Here is a 17,944-nt window from a genome sequence, read left to right on the forward strand (position 1 = left end):
TCATTATTACAAACACCCCCACTCTTTGAGTGGGGGTGTTTTTTATGGGCGGAATAAAATGGAAATTTAGTCTCCAATTCTTTAAACATTAAAATTAATTCAATTTATAAAAAATAAAGTTATTCTAAAATTATTTACCTAATTAGAAATTTAATATGCAATGGATGGTAGTTAAAACTTTCTCGTTTCCTTATGAGGCACAAATTGCAAAAACTCAATTAGAAGCTTTTTGGAATTCCAGTTTATATTGAAAATGAACATACCATTAATATGGATTGGTTTTATTCTAATGCTTTAGGTGGGGTTCGTTTGTTAGTTCCAGAGAACTATGTTGATGAAGCAAAGTCATTTCTTGAAAAAGACTTTAGTGACGAGCTTGAACAAAAGTTCGGGAAGAGTAAAGAATGTTGCCCTGAGTGTGGAAGTTTGGATATAGAAGTTAATACTAAAGGAAAAAAATCTACCTTTTTAGCGTTTATGTTTTTCTGCCTACCTTTATTTTCTTTTAAAAATGGTAATAGATGTAAGCGTTGTGGACACTTTTGGAATTAAATATATAGTAAAAGATTATTGATTATCTTAATTATGGGACCTAATGTAGAGATATTGGATTTAGTTCTATCTCTGTAATTAATATTGTCTGTATGTAAGATATTGATATTAAAGAAAATAAATTATTTTGATGGCCATTCAATTTAATAAATATAAGGACTTATTTAATGGTAAATAAAAAACAGCTCACTCAAAAGCAAATAGAGTTACTCCTTGAATTATTAAAGAATAGATTTGAAAAAAATACACATCGTCATACAGAAATGAATTGGTCGGATGTGCAAAATAAACTAATTAAGGTTCCTGATAAACTGTGGTCACTGCAGGAAATGGAAAATACAGGAGGGGAGCCTGATGTTATTGCTTATGATCAGCAGAAAGATGAATATTTATTTGTAGATTGCTCTCCTGAGACACCTAAAGGTCGTAGAAGCCTTTGCTATGATCGGGAGGCTCTGGAGGCTAGAAAAGATCATCCTCCTAAAAATAGTGCAATCGATGTGGCTAAAGAAATGGGAGCTGAACTTCTCACAGAAGAGCAATACTATGAATTACAAAAGTTAGGGGAGTTTGATCTTAAAACATCAAGTTGGCTCAAAACCCCAGATGAAATTCGACAGTTAGATGGAGCTATTTTTGCTGACCGACGTTATGGTCGGGTCTTCATTTATCATAATGGAGCGCAGTCCTATTATGCCGCTCGTGGATTTCGGTGCTGTCTAAGAGTATAGATTTTACAGTTTCATAATAAGTATTAGGTTTGATGTTTTATGCCAAGAAATTGGAGATTCTTGCAACTTTTGATTGACGTCAAACATGACAATATAGGTTCTGGAATTAAATAAAAACATCAGGACATTTGTAAAAATGCAACCAAATCCAATTTACTATAATGAACAACATATTGCTTTTGCTGATAATGTTCGTCGATTTGTACAAAAAGAAATGGCCCCTTTCGTTAATGAATGGGATGAGGCTGAGACATTTCCTAGAGAGCTTTATAGAAAGGCTGCTGAAATTGGTTTATTGGGTTTAGGGTTTGCTGAGGAATATGGCGGTATTCCTGATGCAGATCCATTTTATTCGTTATTGGCTGGTATTGAAATGGCAAAAGCTGGTTCGGGTGGAGTACATATTTCACTCATGGTACATACCATTGGCGCCCCACCGATTCAGCATTTTGGTAGTGAAGAATTAAAAGCTAAAGTTTTACCAAAGATTATTTCTGGAGAAAAAATTTCAGCGTTGGCGATTACAGAACCGGGTGGTGGTTCTGACGTGGCTGCATTACAAACTAAAGCTGTTCGTGATGGTGATTATTATATTGTTTCAGGCGAAAAGACATTTATTACATCAGGAATTCGTGCAGATTACTATACAGTTGCAGTGCGTACAGATCCAACTAAAACAGGTGCAGAAGGTATTTCAATGTTGTTGGTTGATGCGCACTGCGAAGGAATTACTAAAACATCTTTGAAGAAAATGGGGTGGTGGGCTTCTGATACAGCTCATTTGCATTTTGACCAAGTACGAGTTCCTACATCAAATCTACTTGGTAAAGAAAATGCTGGTTTTAAAGTCATTATGAATAACTTTAATATGGAGCGTTTTTTCTTAGGTGTAGTGGCTTATGGTTATGCATTAGTGTGTTATGAAGAAGCTTTAGATTGGGCCCAGCAACGTAAGACTTTTGGTAAACGATTAATTGATCATCAAGTAGTTCGTCATAAATTGGTAGATATGGCAACGCAATTAACCTCAACACGGGCATTACTTGAAGAAACCGCATGGAAAATGACTCAGCCGAATTTACAAGGACCTGAGTTGGTGGCACAAATTTCAATGCTCAAAAATGTTGCGACTCGCACTATGCAATTTTGTGCTGATGCAGCGGTACAAACATTAGGTGGCATGGGCTTTATGCGAGGTACCAAATCTGAACGTATTTACCGTGAAGTGAAAGTTAATATGATTGGCGGTGGTGCTGAGGAAATTATGAAAGATTTGATTAGTAAGCAGTTGGGTTATTGATTTTTAAGTATGTTTTGATTGTATAAACCATCTCATTTAGAGTCTACTGAGATGGTTCTATCCACTTCTCATTTAAAATTGCCCAACGTTCATGATCTTTCCATGTTTTTCCTCCAATTCGAAGATATTGTCGAGAAAAACCTTCTTTAATGAAACCTGCTTGGGCAACTAGTTGAATCGAGGCAATATTGTCAGGTTGTATATTCGCTTCTAACCTATGCAAATTTAAATTTTCAAATGCCTCTTTGAGTAATAATTTTAGACCATGCTTCATATAGCCATGACCTTGATAGGGATGAAAGGCTTCATAACCTAAATAGGCTGAATGAAAGTGACCGCGGATAATATTCGAAATATTAAATGTTCCGATAATTGAATGGCTTTCAATTAAGCAAACAAAATAACGATGTTCTTGTTCTAAATATGTTTGAAAGTTAGCTGGAGGATAAGTCCAAGGCAAATGCAATTGAACACTACGTTTATAAGCTTCTTGAATTTCAGCTAAGTCACTTATATGAGGTTTACGCAAGTAGACAGAACTCATTTCAAAGCCATTTCCCAAACCATTTCCGTTAACTCATCAATTTTGACTTGACCTTCAGATTTATACCAAGTTACGGTCCATGAAATCGCACCACCAACTAATCGTCGCCAGATAAAAGCATCATGTTTTATCTTGCCTTGAATGCGTAACTTTTCAATAATATCTAACCAGATTTGCTCATATTCGTTACGCATCTTTAAAAGATATTCTTGTTTTTCTTTTGACAGCGCAAACCACTCATACACCAAAACAGCCATGGCTGCTCCAGTATCTCCAGTAATTGAAATAAGTTCAGCTTTAATAAGGGCACGTAATTGTTGTTCTGGATCTGTAGATTGAGCAGCTGCATCTTGTAAACGAGCAAGATTGTAAATGATAGTTTGCTCCATGACGTGAGCAAGGATGTCATCTTTGCTTTTGAAGTGATGAAATAAGCTTCCCGATTGAATTCCAATAAATTGAGCAAGTTCACGTACAGTGGTTTTGTCATAGCCTTGTTTGTGAAATAGATAGGCAGCCCCCTGTAATAAACGGCCACGCGGACTATCATCAAAGCAAGAAATATTTGGAATTTGTTCAATTGAAGTAGCAATCATACGAAAGCCGAATCCTTTATATAAAAATATTTAACGGAAAAAATTTTGCTAAATCTCACCATGTTTTAGGCGGGTTGTCGAGTTTGGCAGTTTTAGTCAATTTCACAATAACATTTTGCTCTTTACAAACCAAGCGCTTGCTTGGTAATGTTGAGTGTAATTTTTAAACAAAATAATGAGAAATAAGATGGCAAGTAATCAGCAGGCTGATAAGCGTGTCGTAAAAATCGGTTGTGCCTCAGGTTTTTGGGGGGATACCAATACTGCTGCTTTTCAATTGGTAAATTTAACCGATATTAATTATTTGGTTTTTGACTATTTGTCTGAGATCACCATGTCGATTATGGCAAAAGCGAAGATGTTGGAACCAAAGCATGGTTACGCTTTAGATTTTGTCAGTCGTGTCATGGCGCCCTTGCTTAAAAAAATTGCAGAAAAAAAGATTAAAGTGATTAGTAATGCTGGTGGTGTTAACCCGCTTGCTTGTCGAGATGCTTTGCAAAAAATAATTAAAGAATATGGCTTAGATCTGAAAGTGGCTGTGGTGTTAGGTGATGACCTATTAGCGCAACATGAACATTTAAAATTACAGAATATTCAGGAAATGTTTTGTGGAGAAGCTTTGCCAGAACAGGTGGCGAGCAGTAATGCTTATTTAGGTGCAGTAGCTATTCACAATGCTTTAGGCTTGGGCGCCGATATTGTAATTACTGGCCGTGTTGTTGACTCTGCTGTGGTACTTGCTCCTTTACTTCATGAATATCAATGGTCTTTAGATGACTACGATAAGTTAGCGCAAGGTTCGCTGGCAGGTCATGTGATTGAATGTGGTGCCCAATGTACGGGTGGTAATTTTACCGATTGGCAATTGGTGCAGGGCTTCGACAACATGGGGTTTCCAGTGGTTGAAGTGAGTGAAGACGGCTCATTCGTTGTGACTAAGCCCAAGGGAACAGGGGGGCTAGTTTCTACTGCCACGGTTGCTGAGCAAATTGTCTATGAAATTGGTAATCCTCAAGCATATTTACTACCCGATGTAATTGCTGATTTCAGTCAGGTGCATCTGGAACAAGTCGGAGAGCACCGAGTTCGTGTGACTGGTGCAAAAGGCCAAGCACCGACTGCGCAATATAAAGTCAGTACGACCTATCCAGATGGTTATCGGGTTTTAGTCAGTTTTTTAATTGCAGGTCGTGAGGCACCACAAAAAGCACAAGTCATTGCCGATGCAATTTTGACTAAGTGCGAACGTGTTTTAGCAATGCGCTCAGTGCCACCTTTTAGTGAAAAATCGGTTGAAATTTTAGGGATTGAAAGTACCTATGGCGCAAATGCTCAAGCATTAAATAGCCGTGAAGTCGTGGTCAAAATAGCTGTAAAGCATATATTTAAAGAAGCATGTATGTTCTTTGCATCTGAAATTGCCCAGGCTTCAACAGGCATGGCTCCAGCTTTGGCTGGTATTGTGGGTGGACGTCCAAAAGCATCTCCAGTGATTAAATTATTTTCTTTTTTAGTCGATAAAAATCAGATCAAAGTCGAAATCGATTTTGAAGGCAAACGTTATCCAGTTGAGGTTCCACAAGGAGTTTTTACAGAGCAATTGCCTACATTAACAGCTGGCAAAAATGCAGTTTATCAAGGAGATGAAATTGAAGTTCCTTTGATTGAAATTGCACATGCCCGCAGTGGTGATAAAGGTAATCATAGCAATATCGGTGTGATTGTGCGTAAAGCAGAATATTTACCATGGATTCGTGCGGCACTGACTGAACAGGCGGTTGCAAATTATATGAAACATGTCTTGGATGCAGAGAAAGGACGGGTAATTCGTTATGAGTTACCGGGTTTAAATGCACTGAATTTTATGCTTGAAAATGCCTTGGGTGGCGGTGGTGTTGCAAGCCTACGTATAGATCCGCAAGGAAAGGCCTTTGCACAACAATTATTGGATATGCCTGTCAAAGTTCCGGCACATCTTTTAGAAAAATAAAATAAATGGATGAAACAAAGATGAGTTATCAATCAATTTTTAGACCAGATGCTTTCGCAAATAAAGTAGTGATTGTGACGGGTGGTGGCTCAGGAATTGGCCGTTGTACGGCACATGAGCTCGCTGCTCTTGGTGCTCAAGTAGTGATTACAGGACGCAAAATTGAAAAACTGGAAAAGGTGAGCCAAGAAATTATAGAAGATGGTGGGCTGGTTCATTTCATTGTTTGTGATAACCGTGAAGAAGAGCAAGTGAAAAATATGATTGCCGAAGTGATTGAGAAATTCGGCAAACTCGATGGATTGGTGAATAACGCGGGTGGTCAGTTTCCGTCAGCTTTAGAAAATATCTCTGCGAATGGTTTTGATGCGGTCGTACGTAATAACTTGCACTCAACTTTCTATTTAATGCGTGAAGCTTATAACCAATGGATGGCTAAACATGGTGGCAGTATTGTCAACATGACTGCTGATATGTGGGGCGGCATGCCGGGAATGGGACATTCTGGTGCTGCGCGTTCGGGAGTTGATAACTTAACCAAAACAGCATCGGTTGAGTGGGGTAAATCTGGTGTACGTGTAAATGCGGTTGCACCAGGATGGATTGTCTCATCGGGTATGGATAATTATAGCGGTGATTTTGCCAAAGTGATTATTCCAAGTCTTGCTGGCAATGTACCTCTAAAGCGTATGGGAACTGAGTCGGAAGTCTCATCAGCAATTTGCTATTTGTTATCTGATGCTGCGGCTTTTGTGTCGGGTGTAACATTGCGTATTGATGGTGCTGCATCGCAAGGTACGCGTATGTATCCACTAGGTGAGGCAACAAATAGCGAATCTTATAACGGTTTCCATCGTGCGTTTATCCCTGAAATTTTTAAAAAATATAAGACTGAAAAAGCTGAGCAAAACAATAATTCAGGCTTGGAGTGAGGAATAAAGAATGACCATTCTCCAATCTGAAATTGCTCTAGGTAGTGAACAGTATCAAAAGAATAAAGATGTACTCCTTGCTCAGTTGAGTGAGGTCCGTGCAATTCAGCAAAAAAGTATTGATAAATCATACGCCGCTAAACCAAAGTTCGATAAAAAAGGCAAAATTTTGCCGCATGAACGCGTGCGGTTATTGCTAGATGCTGATTCACCTTTTGTTGAGCTTTGTGGTTTAGTTGGCTACAACATGCATGATGATAAAGATGGCTCGGAAGCTGGGGGCGGGGTGATTGCTGGCATTGGTTTTGTCAGCGGTGTGCGTTGTCTAGTATCTGCAAGCAATAGCGCAATTAAAGGCGGAACCATGTCACCTATGGGGGTGCAGAAAACCTTACGTTTGCAAAAAATTGCATTAGAACAAAAGCTCCCATTAATTACACTGACTGAAAGTGGTGGCGCTAACTTAAATTATGCTGCAGAAGTATTTACCTATGGCGGCATGACTTTTGCCAATCAGGCACGTCTTTCTGCAGCAGGTATTCCCCAACTTGCAGTGGTGCATGGTAATGCAACGGCAGGTGGTGCTTATCAGCCCGGCCTTTCAGATTATGTCATTGCTGTGCGTAAGCAAACTGAGATGTTGCTTGCAGGGCCACCTTTACTTTTAGCAGCAACTGGTGAAGTTGCAACAGCTGAGGAATTGGGCGGTGCAGAAATGCATGCGCAGGTTGCCGGAACTGCAGAATATTTGGCTGAAAATGATGCCGATGGGATTCGACTTGCACGTGAAATTTTTGAACACCTGAACTGGAAAGAGCAAATCAAGCCAGTTGAAACAACTTATAAAGAACCTCGTTACGATACCGAGGAACTGTTAGGTGTTATTCCAAGTGACCCTAAACAACCATTTGATATGAAAGAAGTGGTTGCTCGCATTATTGACGATTCGGATTTTCTAGAATTTAAACAGGAATATGATGATTTAACGGTATGTGGTTGGGCAAAAATTGGTGGCTTGCATATCGGTATTATTACTAATAATGGGCCGATTACACCTCAAGGGGCAGCGAAGGCAGCTCAGTTTATACATTTGTGTGAACAGACTAAGCGTCCGTTATTGTTCTTGCATAACACCACAGGTTTTATGGTAGGAACTGATGCAGAGCAAAACGGTATTATCAAACACGGCTCGAAACTGATTCAAGCGGTTGCCAATTGTACTGTACCTAAAATTTCAGTCGTTGTGGCAGGGTCATATGGTGCTGGTAACTACGCGATGTGCGGTCGGAGTTTATCGCCAGATTTTATTTTTGCTTGGCCGAATTCGCGTGTTGCTGTAATGGGTTCTGCACAGGCTGGAAAAGTATTACGTATTGTAGCCGAAGGAAAGCAAAAAGCGTCAGGGCAGGAGCCGAATCCGCAAATGCTGGATTTTCTTGAGCAAAGTACGGCCATGAAATTGGAACAGCAATCAACCGCACTTTTCAATACGGCTATGCTACATGATGACGGCATTATTGACCCGCGAGATACCCGAAAATTATTAATTTTCCTTTTACAAACTATTTATGAAGCACAGCAAAGAGAGTTGAATCCAACTCGTTTTGGTGTATCTCGTTTTTAATCAACCTTTACCGCAATTAAAAAAATTAATAGGAATAACACCATGAAATTTACTGCCGAACATGAAGCATTGCGCCGCACAGCGCGTCAATTTGTTCAAAATGAGCTGAATCCACATATTCCTGAATGGGAGGCCGCAGGACTTTTCCCAATCCATGAAGTATTTAAGAAGATGGGCGATCTTGGTTTATTAGGAATTTGTAAGCCAGAAGAAAATGGTGGTTTGGCTTTAGATTATTCTTATAACCTTGTGGTCGCAGAAGAAATTGGATATGCGGCTTGTGGCGGGGTGCCTTTGGCGATTGGTGTGCAAACTGATATGGCAACACCAGCCTTAGCTCGTTTTGGTAGTAAAGAATTACGCGATGAGTTTTTAACACCAGCGATTGCCGGGGAGTATGTGGCATCAATTGCAGTGTCAGAAGTGCATGCTGGTTCGGATGTTGCAGCTATTAAAACGACCGCTAAAAAAGATGGCAATGACTATGTCATTAACGGCAGCAAAATGTGGATTACCAACTCATTGCAAGCTGATTTTTTTTGTCTTTTAGCCAATACATCTGATGATAAGCCCCACGTCAATAAGTCGATGATTATTGTGCCGACGAAAACTAAAGGAATTAGTTTTTCAGAACCCCTTAATAAATTAGGGATGCGTTCAACGACCACAGCGCAAGTTTATTTGGACAATGTCCGTGTACCACAGCGTAATTTGGTTGGCGTTGAAGGCATGGGCTTTATGATGCAAATGATGCAATTTCAGGAAGAGCGCCTATGGGCTTGTGCCAATGCCATTGGTGGTTTGGAAAATTTAATCCAGAAGACCATCGACTATACCAAAGAACGTACGACATTTGGCCAGCCACTCATCAATAACCAATATATTCATTTCCGTTTTGCTGAACTGATGACTGAAGTAGAAGCACTCAAAGCATTAACTTATCAAGCATGCGAACAGCATATCGCGGGTGAAGATGTGACTAAGCTAGCCTCTATGGCAAAACTAAAAGCTGGACGTTTAACCCGTGAAGTTGCTGATAGCTGTCTCCAATATTGGGGCGGCAATGGCTTCATGTGGGATAACCCTGCATCACAACTGTATCGTGATGGTCGTTTAGGCTCTATCGGTGGTGGTGCAGATGAGATCATGTTAGGGATTATCTGTAAATTAATGGACATCTTGCCAAGAAAACAAAAATAAGGAGTAGGTCATGACGCTTTCGACATCTCTACAAGCTTTAGATATTGATGACAGCATCCAATTGGAACAAGACAGCAGTATTTTATATCTTTGGTTAAATCGACCAGAAAGTCGCAATGCCATGAACTTGAATATGGTCAATGCGATTCAACAAGTTTTTGCTGCCATTCACGATGACCCTTCAATTCGTGCGGTGATTATTCGTGGTGAAGGTGGATCTTTTTGTTCAGGTGGTGACATTAAAGACATGGCTGCTTTACGCGTTGAGGCGGCTAATATTGGTAGCCTACGACCTTATGCTGATTTTAACCGCCGTTTTGGTGCCATGCTTGAGCAAGTTGATGCCGCCCCGCAAACAGTTGTGGTGATTTTAGAAGGCGCTGTTTTAGGTGGTGGTTTTGGTCTGGTATGTGTTTCAGATGTTGCCATTAGCCGTGACAATGCACAGTTTGGTTTACCTGAAACAGGACTTGGCGTGATTCCTGCGCAAATTGCACCTTTTGTGGTGAAACGTATTGGTCTGACTCAGGCACGTCGACTTGCTTTGCTCGGCATGCGTTTTGAAGGTCATACCGCACTTAGTGCTGGGGTGGTTCATCAAATTGCGCATAATGAAATTGAACTTGAACAAGCTTTACAAGAAACCATTCAACACATTAAACGAGCAGCTCCCCAAGCTTCGCGTGAGACTAAAGCGCTGTTACATAGAACGCTTAATGAACCTTTGAGTAGTTTGCTAGATGATGCTGCACAGAAGTTTGCCCAAGCCGTTGGTGGAACTGAAGGGCAAGAAGGAACGATGGCTTTTATCCAGAAACGTTTGCCAAATTGGGCTGATGAGTCATAAGAGATTAGGATAAAAAATAATGAAATTTTCAAAAGTACTGGTTGCCAATCGGGGTGAAATTGCAGTTCGAGTTATGCAAACAGCCAAAGCAATGGGCTATCAAACTGTAGCGGTCTATTCTGATGCAGACCGTAATGCTCGCCATGTGCAAGAAGCTGATGAAGCTGTTTACATTGGGGCATCTAAAATATCCGAGTCTTATCTTTCAATTGCCAAGATAATAGATGCATGCAAAAAAACGGGGGCAGATGCGGTTCACCCAGGCTATGGCTTTTTGTCTGAAAATACCGATTTTGCTCAGGCATGTATCGATAATCAGATTACGTTTATTGGACCAACAGCTTCTGCAATTGAGTTAATGGGCAGTAAACGCCTTTCAAAAATTGCCATGATTGAAGCGAGTGTTCCTTGTGTACCGGGTTATGAAGGCGATCGTCAAGACCTTGAATATTTAGCAGCGCAAGCAAAGCAGATTGGTTTTCCTATTATGGTCAAAGCCTCAGCAGGTGGTGGTGGTCGCGGAATGCGTTTGGTACAGCAGTCATCCGAATTAGTTGAGGCATTACAAACAGCTCGTTCTGAAGCTGAAAATGCCTTTGGTTCAGGCGAACTTATTTTAGAAAAAGCAGTCATTGCTCCGCGCCATGTCGAAATTCAGGTTTTTGGCGATACATACGGCAATTATGTGTATTTGTTTGAGCGTGATTGTTCGATCCAACGACGCCATCAGAAGGTTGTTGAAGAAGCCCCGTGTCCAGTTATGACTCCTGAACTACGTCAGCAAATGGGTGAGGCAGCTGTAGCAGCCGCTAAAGCATGTGCTTATGTCGGTGCGGGAACGATTGAATTTTTACTTGATGCATCAGGTGCATTTTACTTCTTGGAAATGAATACCCGTTTGCAAGTAGAGCATCCAGTCACTGAACTCATTACTGGATTGGACTTGGTTGAATGGCAACTACGTGTGGCGAATGGTGAGCAGTTACCATTAAAGCAACAAGAATTGACCTTAACTGGACATGCCATCGAAGTACGTTTGTATGCAGAAGACCCGCGCCAAGATTTCTTACCGCAAACAGGTCAAGTTCTGCGTTGGCAGCCAGCGACTTTGCCAAATGTACGAATTGATCATGGTATGTTAGCAACTGATGAGGTTAGTCCATTTTACGATCCGATGGTAGCAAAGGTAATCGCATATGGGAAAACCCGTGAGGATGCGATTCGCTTACTCGCTCGTGCTGTAGATGATTGTGTTTTGCTTGGTGTAAACAGCAATAAACAATTCTTGGTCAATTTATTACGCCATCCAATTGTTGTTGCAGGAGATACCAATACAGCGTTTATTCAACAGCATTTTCAAAATGACAGCAGTCTACATAAGCAGGTTCTATCTTTAGAAACCTTAGCGATTGCTGCTGCATTATTTAGCCAAAGTAACGGTACGGCAGTGTGGCGAACTGGCCTAGGTGTGCCATTACCATTAAAGCTTAAATATGATGATCAAAAAATTCAATTACAGCTTTCATCGCTAAATAACACGTTTACGGTACAGCTCTGCGATCAATCAGTTTGTCTTGAAGTGCTTGAAAGAACTGCAGAACAGTTGATTTATTTAATTGATGGTGTACGTCGCCGTGTTCAATATGTATTGGAGGGTGAGCAGCTTTATTTAGATCAAGATAATGGCAATATTGCGATTAGTAATGTGACTTATGCCGCCCCAGAAATGGCTGATGTGGCTGGTGATGGCAAAATTCGTGCACCAATGGATGGTGCTGTAGTCAATATCTTGGTCAATAAAGGTGATCAAGTAGTGAAAGGTCAAACTCTATTAATTCTTGAAGCCATGAAAATTCAGCAGCAGATTAAGTCTGATGTTGATGGAATAGTTGATGATGTTTTAGGTCAGCAAGGGCAACAAGTAAAAAAACGGCAAATGTTATTTACGATTCAAACCTAATAAAAAATGCCACCTTTTATGGGTGGCATTTAGCGGATTGTATAGGCAAATTCTTAAGCAATTAATTGTGTATAAGCATAATACAAATAGCCCAAAATCGCTAAAGCAACTACAGGGGCAACAATCTTTGACCATGTAGGTACAGAAATTTCGACAGCTTGTACTTCAATATGCACGTCATCATGATGAGGTTGGGCTTGGTGAACCATTTGGTTGAACTCCTTCATTGTTGTATCCAATGATAGCTCTTCTTGTTCCACAGGTTTAGAACCAATTAATTCATTTAGATGGTTTGTTGACCAAACCCAATCTTCTGCTTGACCTGATAAATGCTCGATCTGACCTAAAATTAATTCTTTTAAGCCATTATGCCCAAAACCACCTGTCTCATCGAGCTGGTTAAGTTCTGCTAACTGCAAAGTTAAAATTTCAGAAATACTCTGTTCGAGTTCTGAATTTTTTAAAGTCGACTGATTATATTTAGAAGTCGTTAAATGACGAGCAACTTCTTGAATATAAAGTGGATCTGAGGTTTTGATTTCTTGATAAATCTTATTGTCATTCTGACGCCATAAACTAATTAGTTTTCCTAGTGTAAGAATATTTACCTCTTCAATCAGTTTATTTTTCTCATCAACTGGATATTGATTTAAAAGCTGAGGCTTTTGAATTTTTATCTGCTCAGCAAAGTATTGGACTAAATCAAATGCCATGCTTTCTTCCTCTAAATTTAATCTAAAATTCTTAACGTCGGTTTTTTCTTAGTCGATGTTGTTTCAGTTGCTTCTTGTACTTCTGACTCTACTGTATCTTCTACAGGTGTTACATTGGCATATTCTTCAGGATCAAAGAATAAACCTTGTCCATTTTCACGTGCATAAATCCCTAGAACAGCTTGAATAGGGACATAAATGTCTTTTGATGCTCCCCCAAAACGAGCTGAAAAAGTAATAGCTTCATTTGCAATAAGTAATTGATGGACAGCATGCGGCACAATATTTAAAACAATTTGCCCATCTTTAACAAATTGTTGTGGAACATCGGTATGTGGTTGTGTCGCATCAACTAATAGATAAGGCGTAAGTTGGTTATCACAAATCCATTCATAGATTGCACGAGCAAGATAAGGACGTGTAGGGGTTAAATCAATAGTTTGCTCAGACATATCATGCTATTCCATATTTAATAGTTCATTGTAACGGTTTTTCTCTTGAGGCGTCATCGATTTAGCAAAAGAAGGCCGCTCAAAGATACGTTTACAGTACAAAAATATAGGTCGACAGTGCTGTTTTGGTAAATCAATTCCCATGCTATTTAATCTTAAAAAGATAGGGGCAAGCATACAGTCTAAGATTGTAAAATTCTCAGACATGAAATATGGGAAATGTTGAAATAGGGGAGTAAGTGAAATTAATGTTTCACGTAGTTCTTTTTGAGCTTTTTGTTTTTGTTCGACATTTAAAGAGTCCGCATGTTTTAACATGTGATCTGCCAACTTAAACCAGTCGTTTTCAAGTCTCCAGATATACTGCCTCTGTTCTGCACGCATCATAGGTGCATCGGCATAAAGCTTACTTTGGCGATAACGATCATCTAAATATTCAGCAATGATAGGCGCTGAGAATAACTTAAGATTTTGTTCGACCAACATTGGTAATTGGTTATAAGGATTTAAACTGGCCAAATCTTCGTCTTCATGGTCAGTTACGATCAATTGATATTTGATTTGTTTTTCTGCTAATAAGAAACGAATCCAGTGAGAACGGAAATCATCAGCATGACTGTAAAGGGTAATCCCCTGAATAGAGGTGTTTTCGACCGACATATCACAAGACGACGTGGTTGAGTGAATCGATTAGGATACTAAAAATGCTCTAGGAAATCACGGTTCTAAAGAGATAGTTTGTTTATATTTATAAGTTTGTATTTTATAGCTCTATTTTCATAATAAAAAAGCCTTGGAAAAATCCAAGGCTTTTTGTCCAACTCGATAAACGAATTAACGTTTAGAGAATTGAGGACGCTTACGAGCTTTACGTAAACCAAGTTTCTTACGTTCAACTTCACGAGCATCACGAGTAACGAAACCAGCTTGACGTAGAACAGGTTTTAAAGTTTCGTCAGCAGCGATAAGTGCACGAGTAATACCGTGACGGATCGCGCCAGCTTGACCACCGATACCACCACCTTTAACAGTGATGTAAAGGTCAAACTTTTCAGTAACTTCTAAAAGTTCTAAAGGTTGACGAACAACCATACGAGCAGTTTCACGACCGAAATATTGCTCTAAAGTACGGTTGTTAATAACGAGTTTACCTGTACCAGCTGACAAGAAAACACGTGCAGTTGCGGTCTTACGGCGACCTGTACCATAATTAGTAGCCATGTGCTGTATCCCTTAGATGTCCAAAACTTGTGGCTGTTGAGCAGCATGCGGATGCTCAGTACCAGCGTACACTTTCATTTTTTTGATCATTGCATAACCAAGAGGACCTTTTGGTAACATGCCTTTAACCGCTTTTTCAAGAACAGCTTCAGGTTTGTGCGCGATTAACTTCTCGAAGTTAGTCTCACGGATACCACCAGGGAAACCAGTATGGCGATAATATTTCTTATCAAGTGATTTTTTACCAGTCACTTGAACTTGTTCAGCATTAATCACAACGATGTAATCGCCAGTGTCAACGTGAGGAGTATAAGAAGTTTTGTGCTTACCGCGTAAACGACGAGCGATTTCAGTCGCAAGGCGACCTAAAGTTTTGCCAGAAGCATCAACAACATACCAGTCATGTTGAACTTCAGCTGGCTTAGCGCTGAGAGTTTTCATTAAACCACTACCTATTATAGTTGGTTTGGACTATGGAATCTGTCCAAACAAAAGGAGCGAGCATTCTAAACGAGTTTGTTCAAAGTCACAAGAAAAATCCAGTTTAAGCCATATAATTTAATCCATAAACTGATGAATGTCAGATATGTTAAAATCAGACAAATTCTTGTTATGTGTCTGGGGTGATTGTGCTGCCATTATATGTCACTTCTGGTGAACCGGCTGGTATTGGACCGGATATTTGTTTGAGCTTAGCTAAGCGGGTCGATCCGCGACCAGTTGTGATCTTGGGTGATCGAGACTTATTAGCGCAACGCGCCCAAAAACTTGGTGTGGATATTCAATTTATAGAATATACCGGACAGCCTGAATCATCCTCTCTGAATGAACTTTATATAGAGCATGTGCCTTTGAATGCTGCGGTAATTGATGGTCAATTAAATCCAGAAAATGCAGCTTATGTATTAGAACAACTACGTCGTTCAGCTGATTACGCAATGTCTGGTAAAAGTGTCGGAGTCGCTACGGCACCCGTGCAAAAATCGGTTATTAATGATGCTGGTATTTTGTTTAGTGGCCACACTGAATACTATCAAGAGTTTGCAGGCGTGGAACGTGTCGTTATGATGCTTGCAACCAAAACCTTGCGTGTTGCTTTAGCAACTACACATTTACCCTTAAGAGATGTAGCAGATGCAATTACCAAAGAACGGTTGCATCAGGTTATTGATATTTTACTACACGACTTAAAAACAAAATTTAAAATTACAGATCCACGTGTACTCGTGTGTGGTTTAAATCCGCATGCAGGTGAAGATGGCTATTTGGGTCGTGAAGAGATTGAGACTATTAATCCGGTACTTGAAAGTTATCGGGCGCAAGGGATTAAGATGAGTTTAAGCTTGCCGGCAGATACCTTATTTACCCCCGAACATCTTAAAAATGCAGATGCTGTACTTGCCATGTACCATGATCAAGGTTTACCTGTGTTAAAATCACAAGGGTTTGGTGAAGCCATCAATATTACATTGGGTTTGCCGTTCATTCGAACTTCGGTTGACCATGGCACTGCATTGTCTTTGGCTGGGACTGGTTTGGCAAAAAGCTCAAGTTTAAATGTCGCTGTTGATTTAGCTTTATCTTTAGCAGCGAGCTAAATTTTTCATGTTGGAAATGTTCTATGTATCAAATTAATGCCCTAAACCCGAAAGATGAAGGGCATAAAGCTCGTAAACGTTTTGGTCAAAACTTCTTACATGATCAGCGAGTCATTGCCAAAATTGTGCGCTCTGTAAGTCCGCGTACGGGTGACAATATTGTCGAGATTGGACCTGGTCTAGCTGCCTTAACCTCTCCTTTAATTGGGGAGTGTGATGCATTAACAGTGGTGGAGTTAGACCGTGACTTAGCTGCGGGTCTACCAGAACGTGTTCCACATCCTGAACGTTTGACGATTGTAGAAGCTGACGCATTAAAATATGACTTTAGTGAACTGGTAAAAGATGGTCGACCATTACGTGTAGTCGGCAACTTACCTTATAACATTTCAACCCCCTTACTTTTTCATCTCTTGGAATTTGGCAGCAAAGTTAAAGATATGCATTTTATGCTGCAAAAAGAGGTGGTTGACCGTATTACTGCTGAACCCAATACAAAAGAATATGGACGCTTGTCGGTAATGATTCAGTATTACTGCCAACCAACATTTTTATTTGAAGTACCAGCTGGTGCATTTAATCCACCACCTAAAGTAACGAGCGCTGTTTTCCGCCTTGTTCCTTATGATCAAAAGCCAATTACAGCAAAAGATGAAAAAGCTTTAGCTCGACTGGTCGCTCATGTATTTACTCAGCGCCGTAAAACATTAAGAAACAGTCTTAAGGGTATGATCGCAGAAGATGGCTTCGAAAAGGCGGGTGTTGATCCGATGGCTCGTCCAGAAACTTTAACACTTGCTCAATTTGTTGCTTTGGCCGATCAAATGGTGCCGTAAATGACTAAGCGTTTTAACTATGTTATTGGTGATGTGCAGGGGTGTTTTGAAGCTCTAAAAGCCTTGCTTAAAGAAATACGTTTTGATCCAGATCAAGACTTTTTATGGTTTGCTGGTGATTTAGTTGCACGTGGTGAAAACTCGGTAGGTGCATTGCGTTTTATTAAAAAGCTTGCTGATCGTGGGGCTGCTGCAACTGTACTTGGAAACCATGACCTGACTTTAATTGCGGGTGCTCGTGGCTTAAAAGAGATTAAAGCAAAAGATCGGACTCAAGACGTTATTGATGCGATTGATGGCGATGAGTTAATCGACTGGTTACGTAAACAGCCATTATGTTTATTGCCAAACGAGCATACGATCCTTACTCATGCTGGTATACCTTGTATTTGGGATGCACAAAAAACTGCAACGTTAGCAAAAGAGGTTGAGGCTGTACTCGCAAACGAAGATTTATCTGTATTAGATGCTTTTTTGGCAGACATGTATGGTTCAAAACCAGATTTGTGGGAAGATCACCTAACGGGTTCGGCACGTTTACGTTGTATCACCAATTATTTGACTCGCATGCGTTTAACCAATGCAGAAGGGGCTTTAGAGTTTAGTTTTAAAGATTCTTTAGATGCGCCAATGCCGGAAGGTTATTTCCCTTGGTTTGAATTCCCGAGCAAAGCGGCACAAACTCATCAGATTATTTTTGGTCATTGGGCTGCGCTCGAGGGCAGAACTATTAATAAGCAGATTCAAAATATCGATGGTGGCTGTGTTTGGGGCAGAAAGTTAATGGCTTATCGACTTGAAGATAAAGAAATATTTTCTGTTGAAAATCCTGTGCAAATATAAGA

At 40.1% G+C, this 17,944-nt stretch carries 18 protein-coding genes and 1 pseudogene; 12 read left to right on the forward strand and 7 right to left on the reverse strand.

The genetic code is table 11. The features are described from left to right. Nucleotides 1-155 precede the first annotated feature (155 nt). From AWW73_RS08980 to AWW73_RS08990, 3 genes and pseudogenes are all read left to right on the forward strand, one after another. Nucleotides 156-552 (forward strand): annotated as a pseudogene (locus tag AWW73_RS08980) (putative signal transducing protein). 167 nt (nucleotides 553-719) lie between these two features. After that, nucleotides 720-1,283, forward strand: a complete 564-nt coding sequence (locus tag AWW73_RS08985) for a DUF4256 domain-containing protein (protein ID WP_062849452.1) — start codon at nucleotides 720-722, stop codon at nucleotides 1,281-1,283. Nucleotides 1,284-1,419: 136 nt separating this feature from the next. Next, nucleotides 1,420-2,583 (forward strand): acyl-CoA dehydrogenase family protein, encoded by a 1,164-nt coding sequence (locus tag AWW73_RS08990; protein ID WP_062849453.1) that lies wholly within the window; start codon nucleotides 1,420-1,422, stop codon nucleotides 2,581-2,583. A 43-nt stretch (nucleotides 2,584-2,626) separates the two neighbouring features. On the opposite strand, the gene AWW73_RS08995 is transcribed toward AWW73_RS08990, so the two are convergent. Both AWW73_RS08995 and AWW73_RS09000 read right to left on the reverse strand, forming a co-directional pair. Then, on the reverse strand, nucleotides 2,627-3,127 hold the full coding sequence (locus AWW73_RS08995) for a GNAT family N-acetyltransferase (RefSeq protein ID WP_031949395.1): 501 nt from the start codon (nucleotides 3,125-3,127) through the stop codon (nucleotides 2,627-2,629). Further along, the gene (locus AWW73_RS09000) at nucleotides 3,124-3,723 is read right to left on the reverse strand and encodes a TetR/AcrR family transcriptional regulator (RefSeq protein WP_062849454.1); all 600 of its coding nucleotides are present in this window, start codon (nucleotides 3,721-3,723) and stop codon (nucleotides 3,124-3,126) included. Before AWW73_RS09000 ends, AWW73_RS08995 begins: the two co-directional genes overlap by 4 nt. A 187-nt stretch (nucleotides 3,724-3,910) precedes the next feature. On the opposite strand from AWW73_RS09000, the gene AWW73_RS09005 reads away from it, so the two are divergent. From AWW73_RS09005 to AWW73_RS09030, 6 genes are read left to right on the forward strand one after another with little or no spacing between them, the layout of a single operon-like run. Next, nucleotides 3,911-5,716, forward strand: coding sequence for an acyclic terpene utilization AtuA family protein (locus AWW73_RS09005; RefSeq protein WP_062849455.1), 1,806 nt, complete (start codon nucleotides 3,911-3,913; stop codon nucleotides 5,714-5,716). A 20-nt stretch (nucleotides 5,717-5,736) separates the two neighbouring features. After that, nucleotides 5,737-6,648 carry an SDR family oxidoreductase gene (locus AWW73_RS09010; protein WP_062849456.1) on the forward strand — a complete coding sequence of 304 codons (912 nt, stop codon included), beginning with the start codon at nucleotides 5,737-5,739 and terminating at the stop codon, nucleotides 6,646-6,648. Between the two features lie 10 nt (nucleotides 6,649-6,658). Further along, complete coding sequence (locus AWW73_RS09015; RefSeq protein ID WP_062849457.1) at nucleotides 6,659-8,272, forward strand: acyl-CoA carboxylase subunit beta; 1,614 nt, start codon at nucleotides 6,659-6,661, stop codon at nucleotides 8,270-8,272. Between the two features lie 42 nt (nucleotides 8,273-8,314). Further along, nucleotides 8,315-9,472: an acyl-CoA dehydrogenase family protein gene (locus AWW73_RS09020; protein ID WP_062849458.1), complete on the forward strand. Its 1,158-nt coding sequence runs from the start codon at nucleotides 8,315-8,317 to the stop codon at nucleotides 9,470-9,472. A gap of 10 nt (nucleotides 9,473-9,482) precedes the next feature. Continuing rightward, nucleotides 9,483-10,319: an enoyl-CoA hydratase/isomerase family protein gene (locus AWW73_RS09025; RefSeq protein WP_062849459.1), complete on the forward strand. Its 837-nt coding sequence runs from the start codon at nucleotides 9,483-9,485 to the stop codon at nucleotides 10,317-10,319. A 19-nt stretch (nucleotides 10,320-10,338) separates the two neighbouring features. Continuing rightward, nucleotides 10,339-12,279 (forward strand): acetyl/propionyl/methylcrotonyl-CoA carboxylase subunit alpha, encoded by a 1,941-nt coding sequence (locus AWW73_RS09030; protein WP_062849460.1) that lies wholly within the window; start codon nucleotides 10,339-10,341, stop codon nucleotides 12,277-12,279. A gap of 53 nt (nucleotides 12,280-12,332) precedes the next feature. Here the strand turns inward: AWW73_RS09030 and AWW73_RS09035 are convergent, their stop codons facing one another. The 5 genes from AWW73_RS09035 to rplM all read right to left on the reverse strand — a co-directional run bounded on the left by AWW73_RS09035 (nucleotide 12,333) and on the right by rplM (nucleotide 15,106). Beyond that, nucleotides 12,333-12,992: a hypothetical protein gene (locus AWW73_RS09035; protein ID WP_062849461.1), complete on the reverse strand. Its 660-nt coding sequence runs from the start codon at nucleotides 12,990-12,992 to the stop codon at nucleotides 12,333-12,335. A 17-nt stretch (nucleotides 12,993-13,009) separates the two neighbouring features. Beyond that, nucleotides 13,010-13,444 carry a ClpXP protease specificity-enhancing factor gene (locus tag AWW73_RS09040; RefSeq protein WP_031949386.1) on the reverse strand — a complete coding sequence of 145 codons (435 nt, stop codon included), beginning with the start codon at nucleotides 13,442-13,444 and terminating at the stop codon, nucleotides 13,010-13,012. Between the two features lie 6 nt (nucleotides 13,445-13,450). Further along, nucleotides 13,451-14,104, reverse strand: a complete 654-nt coding sequence (locus AWW73_RS09045; protein WP_039767515.1) for a glutathione S-transferase N-terminal domain-containing protein — start codon at nucleotides 14,102-14,104, stop codon at nucleotides 13,451-13,453. A gap of 174 nt (nucleotides 14,105-14,278) precedes the next feature. After that, nucleotides 14,279-14,665, reverse strand: a complete 387-nt coding sequence (gene rpsI, locus AWW73_RS09050; protein ID WP_002048725.1) for a 30S ribosomal protein S9 — start codon at nucleotides 14,663-14,665, stop codon at nucleotides 14,279-14,281. A gap of 12 nt (nucleotides 14,666-14,677) precedes the next feature. Beyond that, a complete protein-coding gene (gene rplM, locus AWW73_RS09055) occupies nucleotides 14,678-15,106 on the reverse strand; it encodes a 50S ribosomal protein L13 (RefSeq protein ID WP_002117832.1) in 429 nt (142 codons plus the stop codon). Nucleotides 15,107-15,279: 173 nt separating this feature from the next. Here rplM and pdxA point away from each other — a divergent pair, with 173 nt between their 5' ends. Genes pdxA through AWW73_RS09070 form a run of 3 tightly spaced genes read left to right on the forward strand, consistent with a single transcriptional unit; the run spans nucleotide 15,280 to nucleotide 17,942 of the window. Next, complete coding sequence (gene pdxA / locus AWW73_RS09060) at nucleotides 15,280-16,263, forward strand: 4-hydroxythreonine-4-phosphate dehydrogenase PdxA (protein WP_081409568.1); 984 nt, start codon at nucleotides 15,280-15,282, stop codon at nucleotides 16,261-16,263. A gap of 23 nt (nucleotides 16,264-16,286) precedes the next feature. Further along, entirely contained in the window at nucleotides 16,287-17,099 is an 813-nt protein-coding gene (gene rsmA, locus AWW73_RS09065) for a 16S rRNA (adenine(1518)-N(6)/adenine(1519)-N(6))-dimethyltransferase RsmA (protein WP_016143516.1), read from the forward strand. After that, a complete protein-coding gene (locus tag AWW73_RS09070) occupies nucleotides 17,100-17,942 on the forward strand; it encodes a symmetrical bis(5'-nucleosyl)-tetraphosphatase (RefSeq protein WP_062849462.1) in 843 nt (280 codons plus the stop codon). It begins immediately after the preceding gene. The last annotated feature ends 2 nt before the right edge of the window (nucleotides 17,943-17,944 follow it).

Source organism: Acinetobacter lactucae (genome assembly GCF_001605885.1).
Classification (GTDB): Bacteria; Pseudomonadota; Gammaproteobacteria; order Pseudomonadales; family Moraxellaceae; genus Acinetobacter; species Acinetobacter lactucae.